Consider the following 18,740-nt stretch of genomic DNA (forward strand, 5'->3'; position numbering starts at 1 on the left):
ACGGAAACGCCCGGCCTGAGGGCCGGAGCGATGAGGAAGGAATGGCCGGCAGGCCAAGATCAGGGCAGAGCCTGCCGGCCTTGCGTCTTCGGACGAAACCCTCAGGACGCAATCATGTGGCGATGACCGCTCACGAAGCGATGACCTGCCGCATGCGGTCGGCCGCGGTCTTCACGCACTCGGCGGAGGACATGCCCTTCAGCACCTTGTTCTGGAGCATCTCCGGGAACACGAAGGCCTCGAAGATCTTGCCGGGCTTCAGGCTCGGCGACGGGCCCTGGGTGTCGATGGAGGTGAGGATCATGTTCTTGTCGGTGAGGAACGACTTCATCATCTCCACCGCCGCATTGTGCTTCTCGATGAGCGGATGGGCCCGCCAGCGCGCATCGTCATAGACATCGAGGCGCGGCGGCTGGAAGTGCAGCGGGGCGGTGTGCAGGAAGTTGATGTACTGGTTCTCCGTGAACCACTTCATGAACTTCATGGCCTCGTCGGACTGGGGCGTCTTCAGCACCACCCAGCCGTCATAGCCATGGTTCACCGCCTGGTGCTTACCGGCGGAATCCATGTAGGGCATGATGCCGTACTTGTCGGCGAGCGCGGGATTGTTGCGCTCGATGGTCTCGATGATGCGGCCCGCATAGGCGGTGTGCGCCACTTTGCCCGAAGTGAAGTTCGACAAGACCTCGCCGAAGCTCGCCTGGCTGGTGCCGGACGGCATGGTCTTGTAGAGATCGCCGAAGAAATCGAGATAGCGGCTCGCGCGCGGCGCCATGTCCGCATTGTCGAAGATGATGTTCCACTTGTCGTCGAACAGCTGCACGCCCTCGGCCCACATGAAGCCGGGGGAGAGCCAGTTGGTGGCGCCGTTAGAGCCGATGGGGAACAGGGAGCCGGACGTGCCGTCGCCGTTGAGCGCCTGACTGTTTTTCAGGAAGCCGTCCCACGTCTTCGGCACATCAAGCTTGTTCTTCTCGTAGAGATCCTTGCGGTAATAGATCCACGCGAGATTGTAGTCGTATGGATACCAGTAGACCTTTCCGTCCACCGGGAACAGGATATTTGGCCCCCACTTGTACTTGTCCGTCAGCTCGTTGAGCGGCATCAGCTGCCCCTCGGAGGCGAGGATCAGCACGTGGCCGACGAAGGCGAAGGTGGCGATGTCGTAGGGCGTGCCGCCGCGCAGCGATGTGGTCACCTTGGTGAAGATGCCGTCCAGCGGCACGGAATCCACCACCACCTTGGTGCCGAACTGCTTCTCGTATTCGGCCGCCGCCACCTTCAGCGCGCGGATGCTGTCGATGGAGGTCTCGGCATTGAGGAAGCGGATGGTCTTGGTGCCCTGCGCGCGCACCACGGCGGGGGCCGCGAGCCCACCCGCGGCGATGCCGGCACCGAGGGCTCCAACGCTCAGTGCTCCGGCACCCTTCAATAGGGTCCGGCGTGACAGCCCGTCCTTCTTGATCTCGTCCATGGCGTTCTCCCGATCGTCTTGTTCTGCGTTCTTGTTTTCACTCGGCAAATTCAGGCGGCGGGGCGCCGCCCCACGTCCGCGTCGGCGCGGTTGATCCGCGCTCCGGTTTCCTTGGAGAAGACATGCAGCCGGCCGGGCCGGAACTGGATGGGCAGGGTCGTGCCGTTGCGCACGGCGTCGGTGCGGTCCATGAGCACGCGCAGGCGCACGCCCGCGACCTCGCCGATGCAGAGCGTCTGCGCGCCGAGCTGCTCGATCACCGCCACCTGGAAGGTGTGCGCACCCGGCCCATCGCCGACGCCGATGTGCTCGGGGCGGACGCCCAGAACCAGCGGCGTCCCCTCTGCGGCGGCGATGCCCGGCGGCAGCTCGATGGAGAGGCCGCCGGCCTTGAGCGCGCCGCGCTCCAGATGCCCCTCGATGAGGTTCATTTCGGGCGAGCCGATGAACCCCGCGACGAACAAATTGGCCGGCCGGTCATAGACTTCCAGCGGCGCGCCCACCTGCTGCACGTGGCCGTCGCGCATGATGAGGATGCGGTTGGCGAGCGTCATCGCCTCCACCTGGTCGTGGGTGACGTAGACCATGGAGGTGCCCACCTCCTGATGCAGGCGGGCGATCTCCTCCCGCATCCGCACGCGCAGTTTCGCATCGAGATTGGAGAGCGGCTCGTCGAGCAGGAACACGTCGGGGTCGCGTACCAGCGCCCGGCCCAGCGCCACGCGCTGCATCTGCCCGCCGGACAGCTGCTTGGGCTTGCGCTCCAGATAAGGGTCGAGCCCCAGCATGGCGGAGGCGGACTTCACCCGCCGGTCGATCTCCGCCTTGTCCATCTTGCGCATGCGCAGGCCGAAGGCGAGGTTCTCGTAGATGGTCTTGTGCGGGTAGAGCGCATAGTTCTGGAACACCATGGCGATGTTCCGGTCCTTGGGCTCAAGGCGGGTCACGTCGCGCCCGCCGATCTCGATGGTGCCGGTGGTGATCTCCTCCAGCCCCGCGATCATCCGCAGCGTCGTGGACTTGCCGCAGCCGGAAGGGCCAAGGAAGACCACGAACTCGCCGTCGCGGATGTGGAGGTCCACCCCATGCACGGCCACCTGGCCACCATAGGCCTTGCGGACGGTGTTGAGCCTGACTTCAGCCATGGGTGACCTCATCCCGGCGGGCCGTGGCGTTGGCCCGCTCGTCCTCGACGAAGGCGTGAATGCGATGGTTAATCGGGGCGAGCGCCGCCTGGGTCTCGCAATAGAGCCCGTGTCCCCGCGCATAGAGCGCCGCGCGCTCGGGATCGGGCGTGGCAGTGGAGACGATGGCGACGCGACGCGCCGCATCCGCTTCGTCGGCATACGCGCCGACGCCCACGCCAGCCAGCAGCGCCGCACCGAAGGAGGCTTCCGCCACCGCCGGCAGCTCCACCTTCACATCCAGCACATCGGCCACGATCTGCCGCCACAAGGCGCTCTTCGCCCCGCCGCCGGTGAGGCGCGCGGTGGAGAAGTCGAGCCCCTTGGCGCGCAGGGCGACGAGGCAGTCCTTCAGCGAATAGGCGATACCTTCATACAGCGCCCGCACGAAGTGGCCCGGCCCGTGGTTGAAGCCGATGCCCACGAAATCCGCGCGCAGCAGCGGATCCCAATGGGGGCTGCGCTCGCCGTTGAGATAGGGATGGAAGAACAGGCCCTCCGCCCCCGGCCGCACAGCGGCGGCAAGGCGGTCCATTTCGGTGAACACCGCGCCCCCATCCTCGCCCCCGCGCTTGAAGAAGGTGTCGCGCAGCCATTTGTGAGCAGAGGCGCAAGAATTGGTCGCCGCGATCACATACCAGTGGTCCGGCATGATGTGGGGGTAGTTGATGACGGTGAAGTCCGGCCGGGGATTGCGCGAGAGCACGCTCACCGTCGCCGCCGTGGCGAGCTTCACCACGCCGAGCCCCTCGCCGGTCATGCCCGCGCCATAGGTCTCGGCGGCGGTGTCGGAGGTGCCGCACACCACGGGCGTGCCCTCGGCAAGGCCGGTCTGCCGCGCGGCTTCCGCCGTCACGGTGCCCACCACGGTCTTCGGCGCCACGATGGGCGGCAGCGTCTCCAAGGGCCAGCCGATCATGGCGCACAATTCGGGCGACCAGCCGCCGGTTGTGGCATCCGCCATCAGCGTGCCGACGGCGTCGATGGTATCCGTCTCCCAGGTGCCGGTGAGGCGCGAGCGCAGCCAGTCCTTGGCCACGTAGAGCCGGCGCACGCGTGCGAAGGCTTGCGGCTCGTGCCGGCGCAGCCACAGCATCTGCGGCAGGGTCCAGGTGGGATTGGCGCGGTTGGCGCCGATCTCCAGGATGCGCGCATCCCATTGCCGGCGCAGGTCCGCCGTCTCGGGGCCGGAACGCTGGTCGTTCCACAGGATGGCGGGGCGGATCACCGCGCCGTCCGTATCTTCCAGCACCTGGGTATGGGCGCCGGCGGAGAAGGAGATGCCGAGCACATCCTGCGGCCGCGCACCGGCGGCAGCGAGTGCGCGCGGCACGGTCTCGCACACCGCGCGCCACCAGTCATGCGGGTCCTGCTCGCTCCAGCCGGGATAGGGCGCGGAGGTGGCGATGGGCGCGGACGCCTCGCCCGCCAGCGTGCCGTCGATGCGGATCACGCTGGTCTTCAGCGCCCCCGCGCCGAGATCGATACCGATGAGGAGATCAGCCGCCACGGCGCACGTCCACCGCTCCGGCGGCCGGGCGCAGGCCCAGCTTGCCGGGGTTCATGAGGTTGCCCGGATCCAGCGTGTCCTTGATGGCCTGCAGGATGTCGAGGCCGACGCCCAGCTCCCGCGCCAGCCACGGGTTGCGGAACACGCCGACGCCGTGATGGTGGGCGATGGAGCCGCCATGGTCCAGCGTCAGGGACTGGATGGTCTCCCACAGGCGCGCATGGAGCGGCAGCGCTTCGGCTTCCGGCATGGGCGGCAGGCGGATGGTCATGTACTGGCAGGCGCCCTCGGGATAGATGTGCGACCAGTGCGCGCCGAAATGGATGTTCGGGTAGATGGCCCGCACCGCCGCTTCCATGGCGGCATACATGCCGGGAAGCGCGGACCAGTTGCCCGTCACCTCGATGGTGTCATTGTAATAGCCCGCCGCTTGCCATTTCTGCGAATAGGCGACGTAGCGGTTTTCTTTCCAGTGGTGGTACGGCCCCTCCGACGCGATCACCGCGCCCTGCCCCATGGCGATGGCGAGGCTCATCTCCTGTTCCGCGCTCACCATCGGCTCGGTACCGGAGAAGGCGAAGATGCCGAGGATGGGCCGCGTGGCGAATGCCTCCAGCCCCTGCGTGCGCTCCGCGCTCTCCGCCGCGTCGTAGAGGCGGGCGATGGTCGGGCGCAGTTCGGCCTGCATGATCTGTCGGGCGGTTTCCCATGCCGCTTCCAGCGAGGGGAAGGCCAGCACCACGCCGCGCTCTATCTCGGGCTTCTTCCAGATGCGCAGCGTGACCTCGGTGATGATGCCGAACGCACCCTCCCCGCCCACCATCAGGTCGCGGATGGACGGCCCCACCGAACGGCGGGCGAGCGGGCGCACCTCCAGCAGGCGGCCGTCCGGCAGCACGGCCTTGAGGCCGAGCACGATGTCCTCGATCTTGCCATAGCGGCTGGAGGCCTGACCGCCGCCCCGGCAGGCGACCCAGCCGCCCACCGTCGAAATCTCGATGGACTGGGGAAGATGGCCGCAGGTGAAGCCCTCGGCATTCAGCGCCGCCTCGAACTCCGCGCCGTTCATGCCGGCCTCGACGGTGACCATGGCGTTCTGCGGATCGACCGAGATGATCTTGTCCAGCCGGCGCAGGTCCACCATCACCTCGCGGGCGAGCGGGATGGCACCGCCCAGCACGCCGGAGCCGTTCCCGAACGGGATGAGCTGGATGCCGTTCTGCCGGGCGTGGCGCACGATGGCGGCCACCTCGTGCGCCGAGCCCGGCCGCACCGCGAGCCTCGGCATGACGCCGGCGAGCTTGCCGGTGCGGGCGCGGAAATTGGCGAAGGGCAGGCGGTCATGGGCATAGGCGCGCCGGTCTTCGTCGCCGGTCAGCACGTTGTCGCGGCCGACCAGCGCGGCGAAGGCGTCCACCAGCGCCGCATCGGCGGACGCTTCGGATCGCGCGGCTTCGTTGATGTTGGTTTGGACTGCGGCCGGACCGGTCATAGGCACCTCTTTGCGCGAGAGGCACGGCGATGCGATCCCTTGCGGGCTCCCATGCTGACGTCCTCCCATCGTCGTTTTCGATCTTGAACAATCGTTTGTTCAAAGCTGTCAGAGAAAGCCGGAGGCGTCAAGCGGGGATATTCAGATGGGGGCGGGACCGGTGGAGCCGCGGACCACGAGGGTGCCGGGCGGCAGCGGCGCGACCGGGGTCGGGTCTTCCCCGCCGAGCGCCCGGATGAGCAAGTCGGCGGCGACGCGGCCCATCTCCTCGGTGGGCATGGCCACGCTGGTGAGGGCGGGATAGAGCATGCGCGCCACCGGCGCGTCGTGCAGGCCGATGACGGAGATATCCTCGGGAATGCGCAGGCCCGCTTCGTGCAGCGTCGCCATGGCGCCGGCGGCGGAAACAAGCGTCGCCGCCAGTACCGCTGTGGGGTGTTGCGGCAGCAGCGCCCGCATGGCCTGCGTGCCGCCTTCGGCCGTGTAGCCCGCCACGCCTACGAGCGCTTCATCGAAGGCGATGCCGGCTGCCGCGAGCCCGTCGCGATAGCCCTGCAGGCGCTCGCGGGCATTGAAGCCGCCCTCGCGACCGGCGAGGTGGGCGATGCGGCGGTGCCCCAGCGCGGTGAGATGCTCCACGCCCTTGCGCGCGGCGGCGCGGCTGTCCAGCACCACGGAGAGCGGCGCGCCGGGCAGGATGCGGTTCATGAGCACGAAGGGCACCCGCGCGGCGGCGAGATCCGTGCGCAGCACCTCGTCATCGTCGAGGCTCGCGACCAGAAGGCCGTCCACGCGGTTGGTGCGGGAAATCTTGGCGATCGTGGTGGCCGTCTCCCCCGGCTCGCGATGGGAGATGAGCAGCGAATAGCCGCGCTCGGCCGCCTCCAGCTCGGCCCCGCGGATGGCCGAGGCGAAGACCGGGTTGTCGAGCTGGGGCACCACGATGCCGAGCGTATCCGTGCGCTGGGTCCTGAGCCCACGCGCCAGCGGATTGGCGAGGTACTGCATCTCCTCGGCGATCTTCAGGATGCGGACGCGCGTCTCTTCGCGCACCCGCTGGCTCGCCTCCCCCCTGAGGACGCGTGAGGCCGTCGACATGTCGACGCCCGCCGCCCGCGCCACATCCGCCAATGTCACCCGCGCCATTCCGCCGGAGCCCCCTGCCAGCTCTCCCGCGCCCACCATCCTCCAGGCACGGGCGTCTTTGCAAGGCGGACGAAAAGCCCCGCCGACCGGGCCGGCGGGGCGGAGCGGCTCAGTGGCCGAGAGACCAGCGCCGCTCGATGGGAGCGGGCTGCTTCTTGCGGGTGGCGCAGAGCGAGCAGCCGCAGCCGGCCAGATGCTCGCGCTTGACCACCTTGGGCTCGGCGGAGGTCTTCTCAGAGCGGTCGATGGCCCGGCGCAGCTTGCCGTTCATGGTGCTGAGGCGGGGCATCGCCATCTCGCGCGGCGCCTCGCCGCTGCAATTGGGGCAGCAGGCGGGCTGTTCGGCCGCGCTCATGGAGCCCCAGTCGTCGAAGGGGCCGCAGGCCTCGCAGGAGTAGGTATAGAGGGGCATCGTCTGTCTCCCGGGGGAAAACGGGCGGCCCACCGGCCGCCCGGATGGAGTGTCAGGGGTTGAGCCAGCCCTGCAGCAGCGAGAGGCCGGGCACCCAGCCGGTGAGAATGCCGATGAGTACGGTGAAGGCGCCGGTGAACTTCAGGATCGGCTGCTTCATGGTCAGCAGCAGGAAGTAGCAGAACCAGAGCAGGCCCCAGCCCACCCAGTTCCACCCCATCCAGAGCCCGATGGGGCTGTCCGCCCCACGCAGCGACTGGATCGCCACCGGCGCCACGGTGATGGCCACGAACAGGCTGAACCAGCCGAGCCCCCGCCCGTCCACCTTGGTCACGCGGTTGTAGGCCACCCAGAAATAGGTGGCGGTGAACAAGAGCGTCAGCGCGGCGCCCTTGATGGAGGCCGCATCCGCTGCCGGGTTGAAGGCCCAGAACAGCGAGATGGCGAGCGTCACCACGCCCGACACCACGTTCACCACGATGATCTCGCGGTCCTCGATCTTGCCCAGCAGCCAGAGGCCGTTGAGCACGAGCACGGCGCCCACATAGAGCAGGCCAAGTCCAAGCAGCATGATGGATCTCCTCAGCCCCGGCCGATGGCTCGGCCGGAGCGACAGGGGTTGTTCCGAAGGTGCCTGGACTTCAGCTCGCGCGGGCGACGTCGACGCCCGAGACCTGCCGGGTGGGCCCGGTGGAGTTCGGGTTGATGTCGAAGTCGAAGATCTTGGTGGGGATCGCCACCGTCGCGCACACGTTCGGGATGTCCACGATGCCGGCGATGCGCCCCTCCACCGGCGCGGTGCCGAGGATGGTGTAGGCCTGCTCGCCGGAATAGCCGAACTTCTTCAGGTATTCGATGGCGTTGAGGCAGGCCCGGCGATAAGCGACATGGGCATCGAGATAGTATTGCTCGCCGGTGTGCTCATCCACCGAGATGCCTTCGAAGATGAGGTAGTCGTCGAAGTGCGGGTCGATGGGGCTCGGCTTGAAGATGGGGTTGATGACCCCGTATTTGGCCATGCCGCCCTTGATGAGGCCCACGCCGATGTCGATCCACCCGGCCATCTCGATGGCGCCGCAGAAGGTGATCTCGCCGTCGCCCTGGGAGAAGTGGATGTCGCCCATGGAGAGGCCGCCGCCCTTCACATAGACCGGGAAGTAGCAACGCGAGCCACGCGACAGGTTCTTGATGTCGCAATTGCCACCGTGCTCGCGCGGCGGCACGGTGCGCCAGCCTTCCGCCGCCGCCTTGTCGCGCATCGCTCCGGTCATCTGGCCCATCAGGGCGGTGTCGGCATAGGGCAGCGCCGCAAGCGGCGGCACCCGCTGCGGATCGGTGGCGACGAGGGCGGCCTCGCGGCGGTTCGCCTCGGCCATCAGCTTGTGGTCGGGCAGGCAGCCGATCAGGCCGGGATGGATGAGGCCGGGATAGCGCACCCGCGGCACGTGGCGGGAGGTGGTGTAGATGCCGTGGAAGTCCCAGCAGGACTTCACCGCCTCGGGATAGTGCTCGGTGAGGAAGCCGCCACCGTTCTGCTTGTCGAACAGGCCGTTGAAGCCCCATTCGGAGCCTTCGATGGGGCCGATGTCGAGGATGTCCACCACCATCAGGTCGCCCGGCTCGGCGCCTTCCACGCCGAACGGACCGCTCAGATAGTGCACCTTGGTGAGGTCCACGTCGCGCACGTCGTTGGCGCTGTCGTTGTTGCCGATCTGCCCGCCGGTCCAGTCGTAGCATTCGACCCGGAACTCGTCGCCCGGCTTGAACATCTCGACCATGGGCAGGTCCGGATGCCAGCGATTGTGCGTCTTGATGGTCTGCTGCTCGGGCTTCTTGTTGAGGTCGATCTTGAAGACGGTCTTTGCCATGGGGCTTCCTCCTTGGAGGGTGCCGCGGCTTTCGCGCCGCTCTACGGGCAGCCTTGAAGCCGCCACGCCCGCACCCTGCCCAGGAAAGCTAGGAAGCCCATGTAAGCGGCTTAGGCGCTTCGCGGGCCGCGCATGTAAAATTTTGTAAGCGGCCGTGGCTCGGGCGCGCATCGCCTGCCGGTCGCGCTATGATCGCGAGGCGAAGCAATCTTGGGACGAAGCAGAAGCTCAGCGCGAGGGTGCACGGCGGGATGATGAACGAGGCTGCGCGCAGTCCGAAAATCCTGATGGTGGACGACGACCGCCGGATGTGCGGATTCGTCACCAAATTCCTGGCGCGGGAAGGTTTCTGCGCCGATTTCGCGCTGGACGGCAGCGCCATGCGCGACGCGCTGGCGGCGACGCGCTTCGACCTCATCATCCTCGACCTCACCTTTCCCCGCGGCGAAGACGGGCTCTCCCTCGCCCGCGCGGTGCGCGCCGGCTGGGACATGCCGCTGCTCGTTCTCTCGGCCAAGTGCGAGACCGTGGACAAGATCGTGTGCCTGGAACTCGGCGCGGACGATTACGTGACCAAGCCGTTCGAGCCGCGCGAGCTGCTTGCACGTGTGCGGGCGCTGTTGCGACGCGCCAATGGCGCCATCCGCACCACGCCCCTCTCCCCTGCCCCGGCCGTGTCCGCCGGCCATCATCTGGCGTTCGGCGTCTTTCGGCTCGACCTCGACCGCCGCGAGCTGACCCGGCAGGACGGCACCCGCGTGGCGCTGACCAGCCACGAATTCCGCCTGCTCGCCGCCCTCGCCGAGCGGCCGGGCCGGGTGCTCACCCGCGACCAGATGCTGGACCTCGTGGCCAACCGGCAATGGGCGCCATTCGACCGTAGCATCGACGTGCTGGTCGGCAAGCTCCGGCGCAAACTGGAGGATGGTGGCGGCGGGGAGATCATCAAGACCGTGCGCGGGGAAGGCTATGTCTTCACCCCGCCGGCGCCCCACTGAGGCGTCGTCTCAATCATCGCGCGGGGCGGCCGGCAGCAGCAGCGTGACGCGGGTGCCCGCGCCCGGCTCGCTCTCGATGATCAGGTTGCCGCCGGACTGCCGCGCGAAGCCGTAGACCGTCGCGAGGCCGAGGCCGCTGCCGCTCTCCGCCGGCTTGGTGGAGAAGAAGGGATGGAACGCCCGCTCCACCACGTCCGGCGCCATGCCGCAGCCGGCATCCTCCACCACCAGCGCCACGTAGGCGCCGGGCGGCATGTCATCCAGAAGCACGGGCGCGCCGGGGGCAAGGTCACGCAGTTCGGCGCCGAGGCGGATGGTGCCGCGCCCGTCGAGGGCATCGCGCGCGTTGAGCATCAGGTTGAGCAGGCTCGCCTCCAGCTGGCGCGCGTCAACAATGGCGGCACACGGCTCACGCGCAACCAGCCGATCCAGTGCGATGCCGGCACCCAGCGCGGCGTTCGCCTGGTGGATCACCTGGTCGAGCACATGGTCGAGGTCCACCAGGCGCGGCAGCAGCGGCTGCGCCCGGCCCACGGCGAGCAACTGGCGGCTGGCGGCGATGCCTTCCTCCACCGCGCTGAGCGCATCCGCCACCAGCTCGCGCATCACCGCGCGATCGCCCGGCGGATCGCGCAGCACCTCCTCCTGAAGCAGCTTGAGATTACCGCCGACCACCGCGAGGAGGTTGTTGAAATCGTGGGCGATGCCCGCCGAGAGCCGGCCGATGGCCTCCAGCCGCCGGCTGCGGCGCAGCAGTTCCTCCGCCTGCGCCCGCTCGTGGGCCAGCGCGTGGCGATCGAAGCAGCGGCCGAGGGTGGCGAGAAGATCGTCGGGATCAAACGGCTTGCAGACATAGTCATAGGCGCCGGCCTGCAACGCCCGGATGGCAGTGGGCACGGAGGCATAGGCCGTCACCATCACCACCAGAAGGTCCGGCCGGATGCGGCCGAGTTCCGTGGCGAGGGCCACGCCGTCCTCCCGTCCGAGGCGAATGTCCACCAGCGCGACGCCCGGCGCCTCCGCCGCCATGGCTTCCACCCGCGCTCTGGCACCGGCGCCGTCATGGGCGACTGCTATCACATAGCCTTCCATCTCCAGCAGCGCGGCAAGGCTGCCGGCGAAGTCCTGGTCGTCGTCCACGATCAGGACGCGTCGTTCCGCCCTACGCGGCATCGGCATGCTCCCCGGCAGCCGGCAGCGTGATGTCGACGCGCGTGCCCCGGCCCGGCTCGGAGCTGATGGAGACGCTGCCGCCGTGGCGCTCGGTGATGCGCTTGACCAGCGCGAGCCCGAGGCCAAGCCCGAACGGCTTGGTGCTGAACAGCGGCTCGAACAGGCGCCGGCGCACCTCATCATCCATGCCCACGCCATTGTCGGTGACGGTGATGCGCACCCGCTCGCCCTCCGCCGCGGTGACGATGGCGACCCGGCCCGGCGGCGACCCGGCGGGCCGCTCCAGCACCGCCTGCATGGCGTTCTGCACCAGATTGACGAGCACCTGCCGCAGCCGCTCGCCGTCCGCCTCGATGATCCGGTCGCAGTCGAGGTCCAGCGCCAGCTCGACACTGGACAGGGCACGCAGATCCGAAGCCTGCTCGGTGATCCAGGCATCAAGCGCCAGCGGCACCATGCTGACGTCTGGCCGGCGGGAAAACTCCAGCAGATCCTCGATGATGCGCACGCAGCGCCGCACGTTTCGCTGGATGCGGTCCAGTTCCCCCCGCTCGCGCTCGCCGGCGAGGGTGCCCGCCCGCTGCAGCACCGCCACTGAGGTCGTGAGCGTTCCCAGCGGGTTGCGCAGCTCGTGGCTCACCGTCGCGGTCAACTGGCCGATGGCGGCGAGACGCTCGCTGCGCGTCAGCTCCTCCCGCGTCTCGTTCAGCTTCTCCAGCGAGCCGACGAGGTTGCGCTCGGCGAGTTCCCGGCTCTCGTTGGCGAGCACGATCCACCACGCGCTGATGGCGAGCAGCGGCAGCATGGCGAGGAACACGCGCAGCAGCAGCCCGCCATTGTCCAGATGGGGCGTCTCCGCCCCCGGATCGATCAGCCGGTAGGTGAGCAGGAACAGCGCCGCGGTGACCACCGTGAGGGCGACGAGCACGCCGCCGACCTTGAGGAGGCGCTGCGGCATGTGCGGCGCGATGCGCCGCCGGAACCCCTCGCCGAAATAGCGCGAGCGCGAGCTTTCGAGATCCTGATGCGACTTCTTGCAGGCATCGTGGCAGTGCGCGTCGAGGCTGCAGCAGAGCGAGCAGATGGGGCGCTCGTAGAAGCTGCAATAGGCCATGTCGTCCCGCTCATAGCCGTGATCGCAAATCTCGCAGCGCAGGACGGGTCCGGTGCCCTGCGCCAGCGAGGCGTCGACGGGTGGCCGGGCGAGGTAGTAGCGCCCGCGCGTGGCGAAGCCGATCGCGATGGCGGTGAGGAAGGCGACGAGGAAGGAGAGCGGCGCCGCATAGGCCTCGACGGCCGGACCGAAGACCCCGGTGAAGGCGAGGAGGGAGACGAGAGAGCCCGCCGCCATGCCGCCGCAACCCACCGGGTTGAAATGGTGCAGGTGGGCGCGCTTGAACTCGATGAAGCCGGGGCTGACCTTCAGCGGCTTGAGCACCAGAAGATCGGCGATGATGGCGCCGACCCAGGCCATGGCGATGTTGGAATAGACCGCCAGCACCACGTCCAGCGTCTCGAAGATGCCGAGCAGCATCAGCAGCAGCGAGATGAGGATGTTGAACACCAGCCACACCACCCGCCCGGGATGGTAGTGGGTGACGCGGGAGAAGAAGTTCGACCACGCCAGCGAGCCGGCATAGGCGTTGGTCACGTTGATCTTCACCTGCGACACCAGCACGAACAGCGTGGCGCAGAACAGGGCCAGCGCCGGGTTGTCGAAGACGTGCTGGTAGGCGACGAGGTACATGTAGATGGGCTCGAGCGCCGTCTGGTGCGGCAGGCCGGCGCCGAGGACGAGCACCGCGAGCAGGCCGCCGGCGAGGATCTTCAGCCCGCCAATGACGATCCAGCCCGGCCCCGCCATCACCACTGCGCCCCACCAGGCGAGCCGGTTCGACGCCTTCTTCTCGGGCAGGAAGCGCAGATAGTCCGCCTGCTCGCCGATCTGCACCACCAGCGAGCACATGACGCTCACCGCCGCGCCGAAGGCCAGCGCATCGAACCCGGATGATCCGGTGTCGCGGCCGACGAAGCGGGTCCACGCCGCGACCTCGTCCGGTGCCTTCAGCCAGATCATCACGAAGGGCAGCACCATCATCGCGAGCCAGAGCGGCTGCGTCACCATCTGCAGCCGCGAGATCATGGTGATGCCCATGAGCGTGACGGGGATGATGACGACGGACGACAGGATATAGCCGAGCACCAGCGGCAGGTCGAAGTAGAGCTTCAAGGCCTGCGCCATGATGGCGCCTTCCAGGGCGAAGAAGATGAAGGTGAAGCTCGCATAGATCAGCGACGTGACCGTCGAGCCGATATAGCCGAACCCCGCCCCGCGAGTGAGCAGATCGAGGTCGATGCCGTATTTGCTGGAGTAATAGGCGATGGGCAGGCTGGTGACGAAGATGAACACGGACACCGCGAGGATGGCGAGGCTCGCATTGGTGAAGCCGTAGTTCAGCGTGATCGAGCCGCCGATGGTCTCCAGCGCCAGAAAGGAGATGCCGCCGAGCGCGGTGTTGGCGATGACGAAGGGCGACCAGCGACGGAAGGACCGCGCCGTGTAGCGCAGCGAATAGTCCTCCAGTGTCTCGTTGGCGATCCAGGAGTGATAGGACCGCAAAGCGGGCAGTTCGGGCGTTTCCAACGCGTTCTCACCTTGTTATTGCCTCCAAGGCTAGAGGTTCGCGCACGCAGAGGCCAGCCCCGCCGTCCGCGTGTCGCGCCGGTGCCCTCAGCCGCCGCCGGCGACGGCGGTCCAGACGGCCTCGGCGCGGACGGCGGTCACGCCGCCCCGCCGCAGATGACACCCGCTTTTTTCAGATCCTGATACTCTCCGGGGCTCATCCCGATCTCATCAAGCAGCTCGCGATTGTGCTGTCCCAGCTGGGGCGCCGCCAGCCGGATCGACCCGGGCGTCTGGTCGAGCCGCGGCACCACATGGTGCATTGGCAGGAGGCCCATCTCGGCGTCGGGATAGTCGGTAAGCAGTTCGCGTTCGGTGACGTGGGGATCAGCCATGATCTGCGGCGTGTCGTAGATCGGCCCGATGGTGACCTCGGCCTGCTCGAAGAAGGCGACGTTTTCCGCCTGCGTGCGGGCCCCGATGAAGGCCCCGATGATGCGGTCCAGCTCATCGGCATGCTGCAGCCTGTCTGCATTGGTGCGAAAGCGGGGATCGCCGACGAGTTCAGGACGCCCGATGGCCCGGAACAGCCGCTCGGTCATCTTCTGGGTGGAGCCGGACAGGCTGACATAGCCCCCGTCGCTGCACCGATAGGCGTTGCGGGGCGCGGAATTCGTCGATCGGCTGCCGGTGCGCGGCTTCACCTTGCCCGTCAGGCGGTAGTTTGCCGCCTGCGGGCCGAGGATGGCGAACAAAGGGTCCAACAGCGGCAGGTCGATCACCTGGCCCCGGCCGGCCTTCATCTCCACCTCACGCAGGGCGATCATTGCGGCGGAGGCGCCATAGATCCCGGCAACGCCGTCGGCGAGATACATGGGCGGCAGGACCGGCTCGCGATCGGCAAAGCCGTTGATGGCGGCAAAGCCGGACAGGCCTTCGATAACGGTGCCGAAGCCCGGCCGCTGCGCGTAGGGTCCGTCCTGTCCCCATCCCGAGATGCGGATGATGACCAGCGCGGGATTGATCGCGTGCAGCTCAAGCGGCGACAGTCCCATCTGCTCCAGCACGCCGGGGCGAAAGCTCTCCACGAAGATCTGCGCCGACGGCACCAGCTTGCGGATGATCTCGATGGCGCGCGGGTCGCGCAGGCAAAGCGCCAGGCTCTTCTTGTTGCGCCCGTAGATCTTCCAGTGCGTCTCGATCCCTTCCGCCTTCCAGGCCCGCAACGTGTCGCCTTCGGGCGGCTCGATCTTGATGACCTCGGCGCCGAAGTCGCCCAGAATCTGCGTCAGCACGTTTCCCGCAAACAGGCGCGACATGTCGAGGACACGAATGCCGTCCAGCGTTCCGCGTGCCTCTGGCTGATAGTCGAGGGTCCGAAGCGTGCTCATAGGGTCCTTTCGAGCGGATCACTGTCCGCCATGCGACTGTCCGCCATGCGCATGACCGCGCGGGCGCGCTCGACGAAGGGCTTGTCGATCATGTGACCGTCGACCAGATAGGCGCCGATGCCGCGCGCCTCGGCATCGGAGGCGGCGGCAACCACCTTTCGCGCCCAGGCGATCTCGTCGGCGTCCGGCGCGAAGATTTCGTTGGCCGTGGCGATCTGGCTGGGATGGATGCAGCTCTTGCCGGAAAAGCCGTGATGCCTGGCGGCGATGCATTCGGTACGGTAGCCGTCGCGGTCGCTGACGGCGGCGAAGGCGCCATCATAGGCGGCGATGCCGGCTTCCGCCGCGGCAAGCCGGACCGCGAGCCGCACATGCGCGAGCGCAGCCCCGTCACGACGTGGGATGCCGCAGGGTTCGAGCAGATCCGCGTAGCCGACCTGCAAGCCTATCACCCACGGATGCGCCGCGGCGAGTTCGGCCGCCTTGCGCAGCCCCCTGGGCGTCTCGATGTTGAGCAGGATCTTCAGGCTGCGGTCCGGCGCGGCGCGTGACCGGCAACCTGCGATCCGGGCGATGGCCTCACCCACGGCGCCCGCCTCCTCCGCCATGGGCAGGTTGACCACGTCGACGTGGAGACCGCCCAGAACCGCCATGTCCGCGTCGAACGCCTCGGTGCCAAAGGCATTGACCCGCATCACGATGGTCTTGGCCGTGGCCGGCCGGCGTTGAAGGAAAGCGGCGAGATTGGCGCGGGCCTGCGGTTTCTGGTCCTGGGCCACCGCATCCTCGATGTCGAACGCCACGGCGTCGGCCTCTGACGCGAATGCCTTCTCGAACAGTTCGGGGCGGGAGGCGGGGACAAACAGCTTGCTTCGCATCAACACGGCCCTCGTCCTCCCCGTGCCGCTGGGCGTTCCGGATGCGGCCGATCTTGCGGGTCGGTCGATGCCGCGTAAAATGCATTAATCGCAATTTTTCATGAGTTTTTTGCATGAAAATCCCCATCGACGGCGTTCAGGCTTTCGTGCATGTCGCCGAGCTCGGGAGCTTCCATCGCGCCGCAGAGCATCTCTTCATCACCCAGACCGCGCTCACCCGCCGTATCCAGCGCCTCGAGGCTTTTGTCGGATTGCGGCTGCTGGACCGGACGACGCGCTCGACCACCTTGAGTCCCATGGGAAAGGAGTTCCTGCCCATGGCGCGCCGCATCATCGATGATCTCGTCGATGGTCTTGACCGGCTGCGCACCTCGTCCCGGCTCGGGGTGGGGGATGTCACCGTGGCGACCCTGCAGTCCGTTGCCTTTCGACACCTGCCGTCGGCGCTGCGCACCTATGCCCGCGCGCACCCGGACAATCGCGTCCAGGTGCTGGAGCGTTCGGGGGCTCTCGTCACCGAGGCGGTGCTGCAGGGGCATGCGGATTTCGGCATTCACATTCAGCAGGATCCTCACCCGGACCTGACCGAAGACATGCTGATGCGCGACCCGTTCGTGCTCGTGTGCAGCCGGTCACATCCCGTGGCCAAGGCAAAGGGCATGGCCTGGTCGGATCTGAAGGGCATCGACCTCATCACGCTCGGCGGCGCGAGCGGCAATCGTCGCAGCGTCGAAGCCCAGTTGGCCAAGGCCGGTCTGAACACCCGTGGCCGGTTCGTGGTGGAGAGCACGCCCAGCGCCATCGCGCTGGCCCGGGAGAATGTCGGCGCGGCGATCCTTCCGGCCGCCATGACCAAGACGCTGGCGGCCGGCCTCGTGGAGGTGCCGCTGGTCGAGCCGGTCGTGTTCCGTCTGATCGCCTTGGTGAAACGGAAGAACGAGACGCTTTCCCCTGCCGCCAGCGCGCTCTACGCGGTGATCAGGAACGAACTCTCGCACGCCCGCACAAAGACGCCGGCAGGACGCGCATAGCGACCCGACGCCGCGTCACAGCGCCCGGGCGACCTCCCGCACGGCATTGAAGAACAGCTCCACCTCCGGCGTGGGTCCATGCCCGGCCCGGGTCGTGAGGCCGACCGGACCGCCGGAAATGGAGGTGGACAGAGGCAGCCGCACGAGGGTGCCGTCTTCCAGATCGCTCGCCACCACGCCTTGGGAGATGACCCAGACAGCATCGCTGGCCAGAACGTGGGCGCGTGAAAAGCTCGGGTCGGTGGTCTCGATCCGTTCGGCCGGGGTCCTGATGCCTTCCAGCAGAAACAGGCGATCGATCTCCGGGCGGATGATGGAACCCGTCCCCGGCAGGATGAGGGGGTGGCGGATGATCTCGGCGAGAGCCACCGGATGGCCGGTTTGCGCCGGGTGGTGCGGCCGGGCGACGAAGACGATGGGCTCCGAATAGAGGTGCTCGAACGCCAGCCCCATCATCACCGTAGGGCCGGCAAGGCGGCCGACCACCAGGTCCAGCCGCCCCTGCTTGAGTTCCTCCAGCAGCCATCCGTTGGGGCCGGCTTCGATGGCGATGGCACCGGCAAGGCCCGCCGCCCTCGCCCGTTGCACCGCGCGGGGCATGATGCGCGCCGCCACCGTGGGCAGGGCGCCGACGCTGAGGGTGGCCACCATGCCGGACTGGGGATGACGCAGGGTGTCGATGCCGCGGTTGAGCTCCACGAAGGCCGCGCCGGCGTGGATCCGGAAGGCCCGGCCCTCGGCCGTGAGCGAGGCCCCGCTGCGGCCGCGATCGAACAGCGCCGCGCCGAGGATGTCCTCCAGCTCCGCGATTGCCCGCGAGACGGCCGGCTGCGTGAGGTTCAGCGCCTCGGCCGCACGCCCGAAGCCGGCGCGGGCCGCCACCTCAAGGAAGCAGGAAATGTGGCGAAGCTTGATTCGGCCGTCGATCATGGCGCGTTACATATCAAAAACGCATGGGAGGATACGAAACTATCATTTTCCATATCGAAATGAACATGAGAGCGTGACCTAGGGTGTACCGCAGCGACCGTTGCGGCACGCCGCTCCGAAGCCATGCAGAGGCATGGCGCATCCTGGTTTCCGCCCACTCACCCGCAAGAGGCGCCATGTCATCCCCCGCCGGCCGATCGCAACGTTGGACCACAGGCATGGCGACCCGTCGCGCGGTGCTCGGGGACGCCCATGTGGAAGCGGCAACGGCCCGCGCCACCCCGCTGGACGAGGCGTTCCAGACCTTCATCACCGAAGGGGCCTGGGGGTCCGTATGGTCGCGTCCCGGCCTAAGCCGGCGCGAGCGCTCGATCATCACCATCGCGCTGCTCGCCGCCCTCGGCCACGACGAGGAACTGGAGATGCACGTCCGGGCGACGCGCAATACCGGGGCCAGCGCCGAAGATGTGTCCGAGGCCCTGATGCATGTGGCGGTCTATGCCGGCGTGCCGGCGGCCAACCGCGCCTACAAGATCGCCAAGGGGGTCTACGCCGAAGCCAGCTCACATGGAGACCAGGGCTGAGACAGGCGGAATAGAAGGCGGGACATACGTCTCCGCCCGGTGAGAA

Annotated in this window: 16 protein-coding genes; 3 read left to right on the plus strand and 13 right to left on the minus strand. The window is 67.8% G+C overall.

Annotated elements, in window-relative coordinates:
* Positions 1-130: 130 nt before the first annotated feature.
* From A37E_RS0105335 to fmdA, 8 genes are all read right to left on the minus strand, one after another.
* Positions 131-1,474 (minus strand): extracellular solute-binding protein, encoded by a 1,344-nt coding sequence (locus tag A37E_RS0105335; protein ID WP_029555666.1) that lies wholly within the window; start codon positions 1,472-1,474, stop codon positions 131-133.
* A gap of 50 nt (positions 1,475-1,524) precedes the next feature.
* Entirely contained in the window at positions 1,525-2,619 is a 1,095-nt protein-coding gene (ugpC, locus tag A37E_RS0105340) for a sn-glycerol-3-phosphate ABC transporter ATP-binding protein UgpC (RefSeq protein ID WP_029555667.1), read from the minus strand.
* Positions 2,612-4,168 carry a xylulokinase gene (gene xylB / locus A37E_RS0105345; protein ID WP_051678806.1) on the minus strand — a complete coding sequence of 519 codons (1,557 nt, stop codon included), beginning with the start codon at positions 4,166-4,168 and terminating at the stop codon, positions 2,612-2,614. The genes ugpC and xylB overlap by 8 nt, the downstream gene beginning before the upstream one ends.
* Entirely contained in the window at positions 4,158-5,660 is a 1,503-nt protein-coding gene (locus tag A37E_RS0105350; RefSeq protein ID WP_081837464.1) for an FAD-binding oxidoreductase, read from the minus strand. The genes xylB and A37E_RS0105350 overlap by 11 nt, the downstream gene beginning before the upstream one ends.
* A 141-nt stretch (positions 5,661-5,801) precedes the next feature.
* Positions 5,802-6,845 carry a LacI family DNA-binding transcriptional regulator gene (locus tag A37E_RS0105355; protein WP_348550875.1) on the minus strand — a complete coding sequence of 348 codons (1,044 nt, stop codon included), beginning with the start codon at positions 6,843-6,845 and terminating at the stop codon, positions 5,802-5,804.
* A 70-nt stretch (positions 6,846-6,915) separates the two neighbouring features.
* A complete protein-coding gene (locus A37E_RS0105360) occupies positions 6,916-7,218 on the minus strand; it encodes an FmdB family zinc ribbon protein (RefSeq protein WP_024280764.1) in 303 nt (100 codons plus the stop codon).
* Between the two features lie 52 nt (positions 7,219-7,270).
* Positions 7,271-7,789, minus strand: coding sequence for an AmiS/UreI family transporter (locus A37E_RS0105365; protein WP_029555671.1), 519 nt, complete (start codon positions 7,787-7,789; stop codon positions 7,271-7,273).
* A gap of 70 nt (positions 7,790-7,859) precedes the next feature.
* A complete protein-coding gene (gene fmdA / locus A37E_RS0105370) occupies positions 7,860-9,086 on the minus strand; it encodes a formamidase (protein ID WP_024280766.1) in 1,227 nt (408 codons plus the stop codon).
* Between the two features lie 251 nt (positions 9,087-9,337).
* On the opposite strand from fmdA, the gene A37E_RS0105375 reads away from it, so the two are divergent.
* Positions 9,338-10,084 (plus strand): response regulator transcription factor, encoded by a 747-nt coding sequence (locus A37E_RS0105375; RefSeq protein WP_197022934.1) that lies wholly within the window; start codon positions 9,338-9,340, stop codon positions 10,082-10,084.
* 9 nt (positions 10,085-10,093) lie between these two features.
* Here the strand turns inward: A37E_RS0105375 and A37E_RS0105380 are convergent, their stop codons facing one another.
* From A37E_RS0105380 to A37E_RS0105395, 4 genes are all read right to left on the minus strand, one after another.
* Positions 10,094-11,224 carry a response regulator gene (locus tag A37E_RS0105380; protein WP_245279276.1) on the minus strand — a complete coding sequence of 377 codons (1,131 nt, stop codon included), beginning with the start codon at positions 11,222-11,224 and terminating at the stop codon, positions 10,094-10,096.
* A 22-nt stretch (positions 11,225-11,246) separates the two neighbouring features.
* The gene (locus A37E_RS0105385) at positions 11,247-13,901 is read right to left on the minus strand and encodes an ATP-binding protein (RefSeq protein WP_029555674.1); all 2,655 of its coding nucleotides are present in this window, start codon (positions 13,899-13,901) and stop codon (positions 11,247-11,249) included.
* Between the two features lie 137 nt (positions 13,902-14,038).
* Positions 14,039-15,271 carry a CoA transferase gene (locus A37E_RS0105390; RefSeq protein ID WP_029555675.1) on the minus strand — a complete coding sequence of 411 codons (1,233 nt, stop codon included), beginning with the start codon at positions 15,269-15,271 and terminating at the stop codon, positions 14,039-14,041.
* On the minus strand, positions 15,268-16,149 hold the full coding sequence (locus A37E_RS0105395) for a CoA ester lyase (protein WP_029555676.1): 882 nt from the start codon (positions 16,147-16,149) through the stop codon (positions 15,268-15,270). Before A37E_RS0105395 ends, A37E_RS0105390 begins: the two co-directional genes overlap by 4 nt.
* 113 nt (positions 16,150-16,262) lie before the next feature.
* On the opposite strand from A37E_RS0105395, the gene A37E_RS0105400 reads away from it, so the two are divergent.
* On the plus strand, positions 16,263-17,180 hold the full coding sequence (locus A37E_RS0105400) for a LysR family transcriptional regulator (RefSeq protein WP_029555677.1): 918 nt from the start codon (positions 16,263-16,265) through the stop codon (positions 17,178-17,180).
* Between the two features lie 15 nt (positions 17,181-17,195).
* Here the strand turns inward: A37E_RS0105400 and pcaQ are convergent, their stop codons facing one another.
* The gene (gene pcaQ, locus A37E_RS0105405) at positions 17,196-18,110 is read right to left on the minus strand and encodes a pca operon transcription factor PcaQ (RefSeq protein ID WP_029555678.1); all 915 of its coding nucleotides are present in this window, start codon (positions 18,108-18,110) and stop codon (positions 17,196-17,198) included.
* Positions 18,111-18,286: 176 nt separating this feature from the next.
* Here pcaQ and pcaC point away from each other — a divergent pair, with 176 nt between their 5' ends.
* Entirely contained in the window at positions 18,287-18,694 is a 408-nt protein-coding gene (gene pcaC / locus A37E_RS0105410; RefSeq protein ID WP_029555679.1) for a 4-carboxymuconolactone decarboxylase, read from the plus strand.
* Positions 18,695-18,740: the final 46 nt, after the last annotated feature.

Source organism: Xanthobacter sp. 91 (assembly GCF_000702385.1).
Classification (GTDB): Bacteria; Pseudomonadota; Alphaproteobacteria; order Rhizobiales; family Xanthobacteraceae; genus Xanthobacter; species Xanthobacter aminoxidans.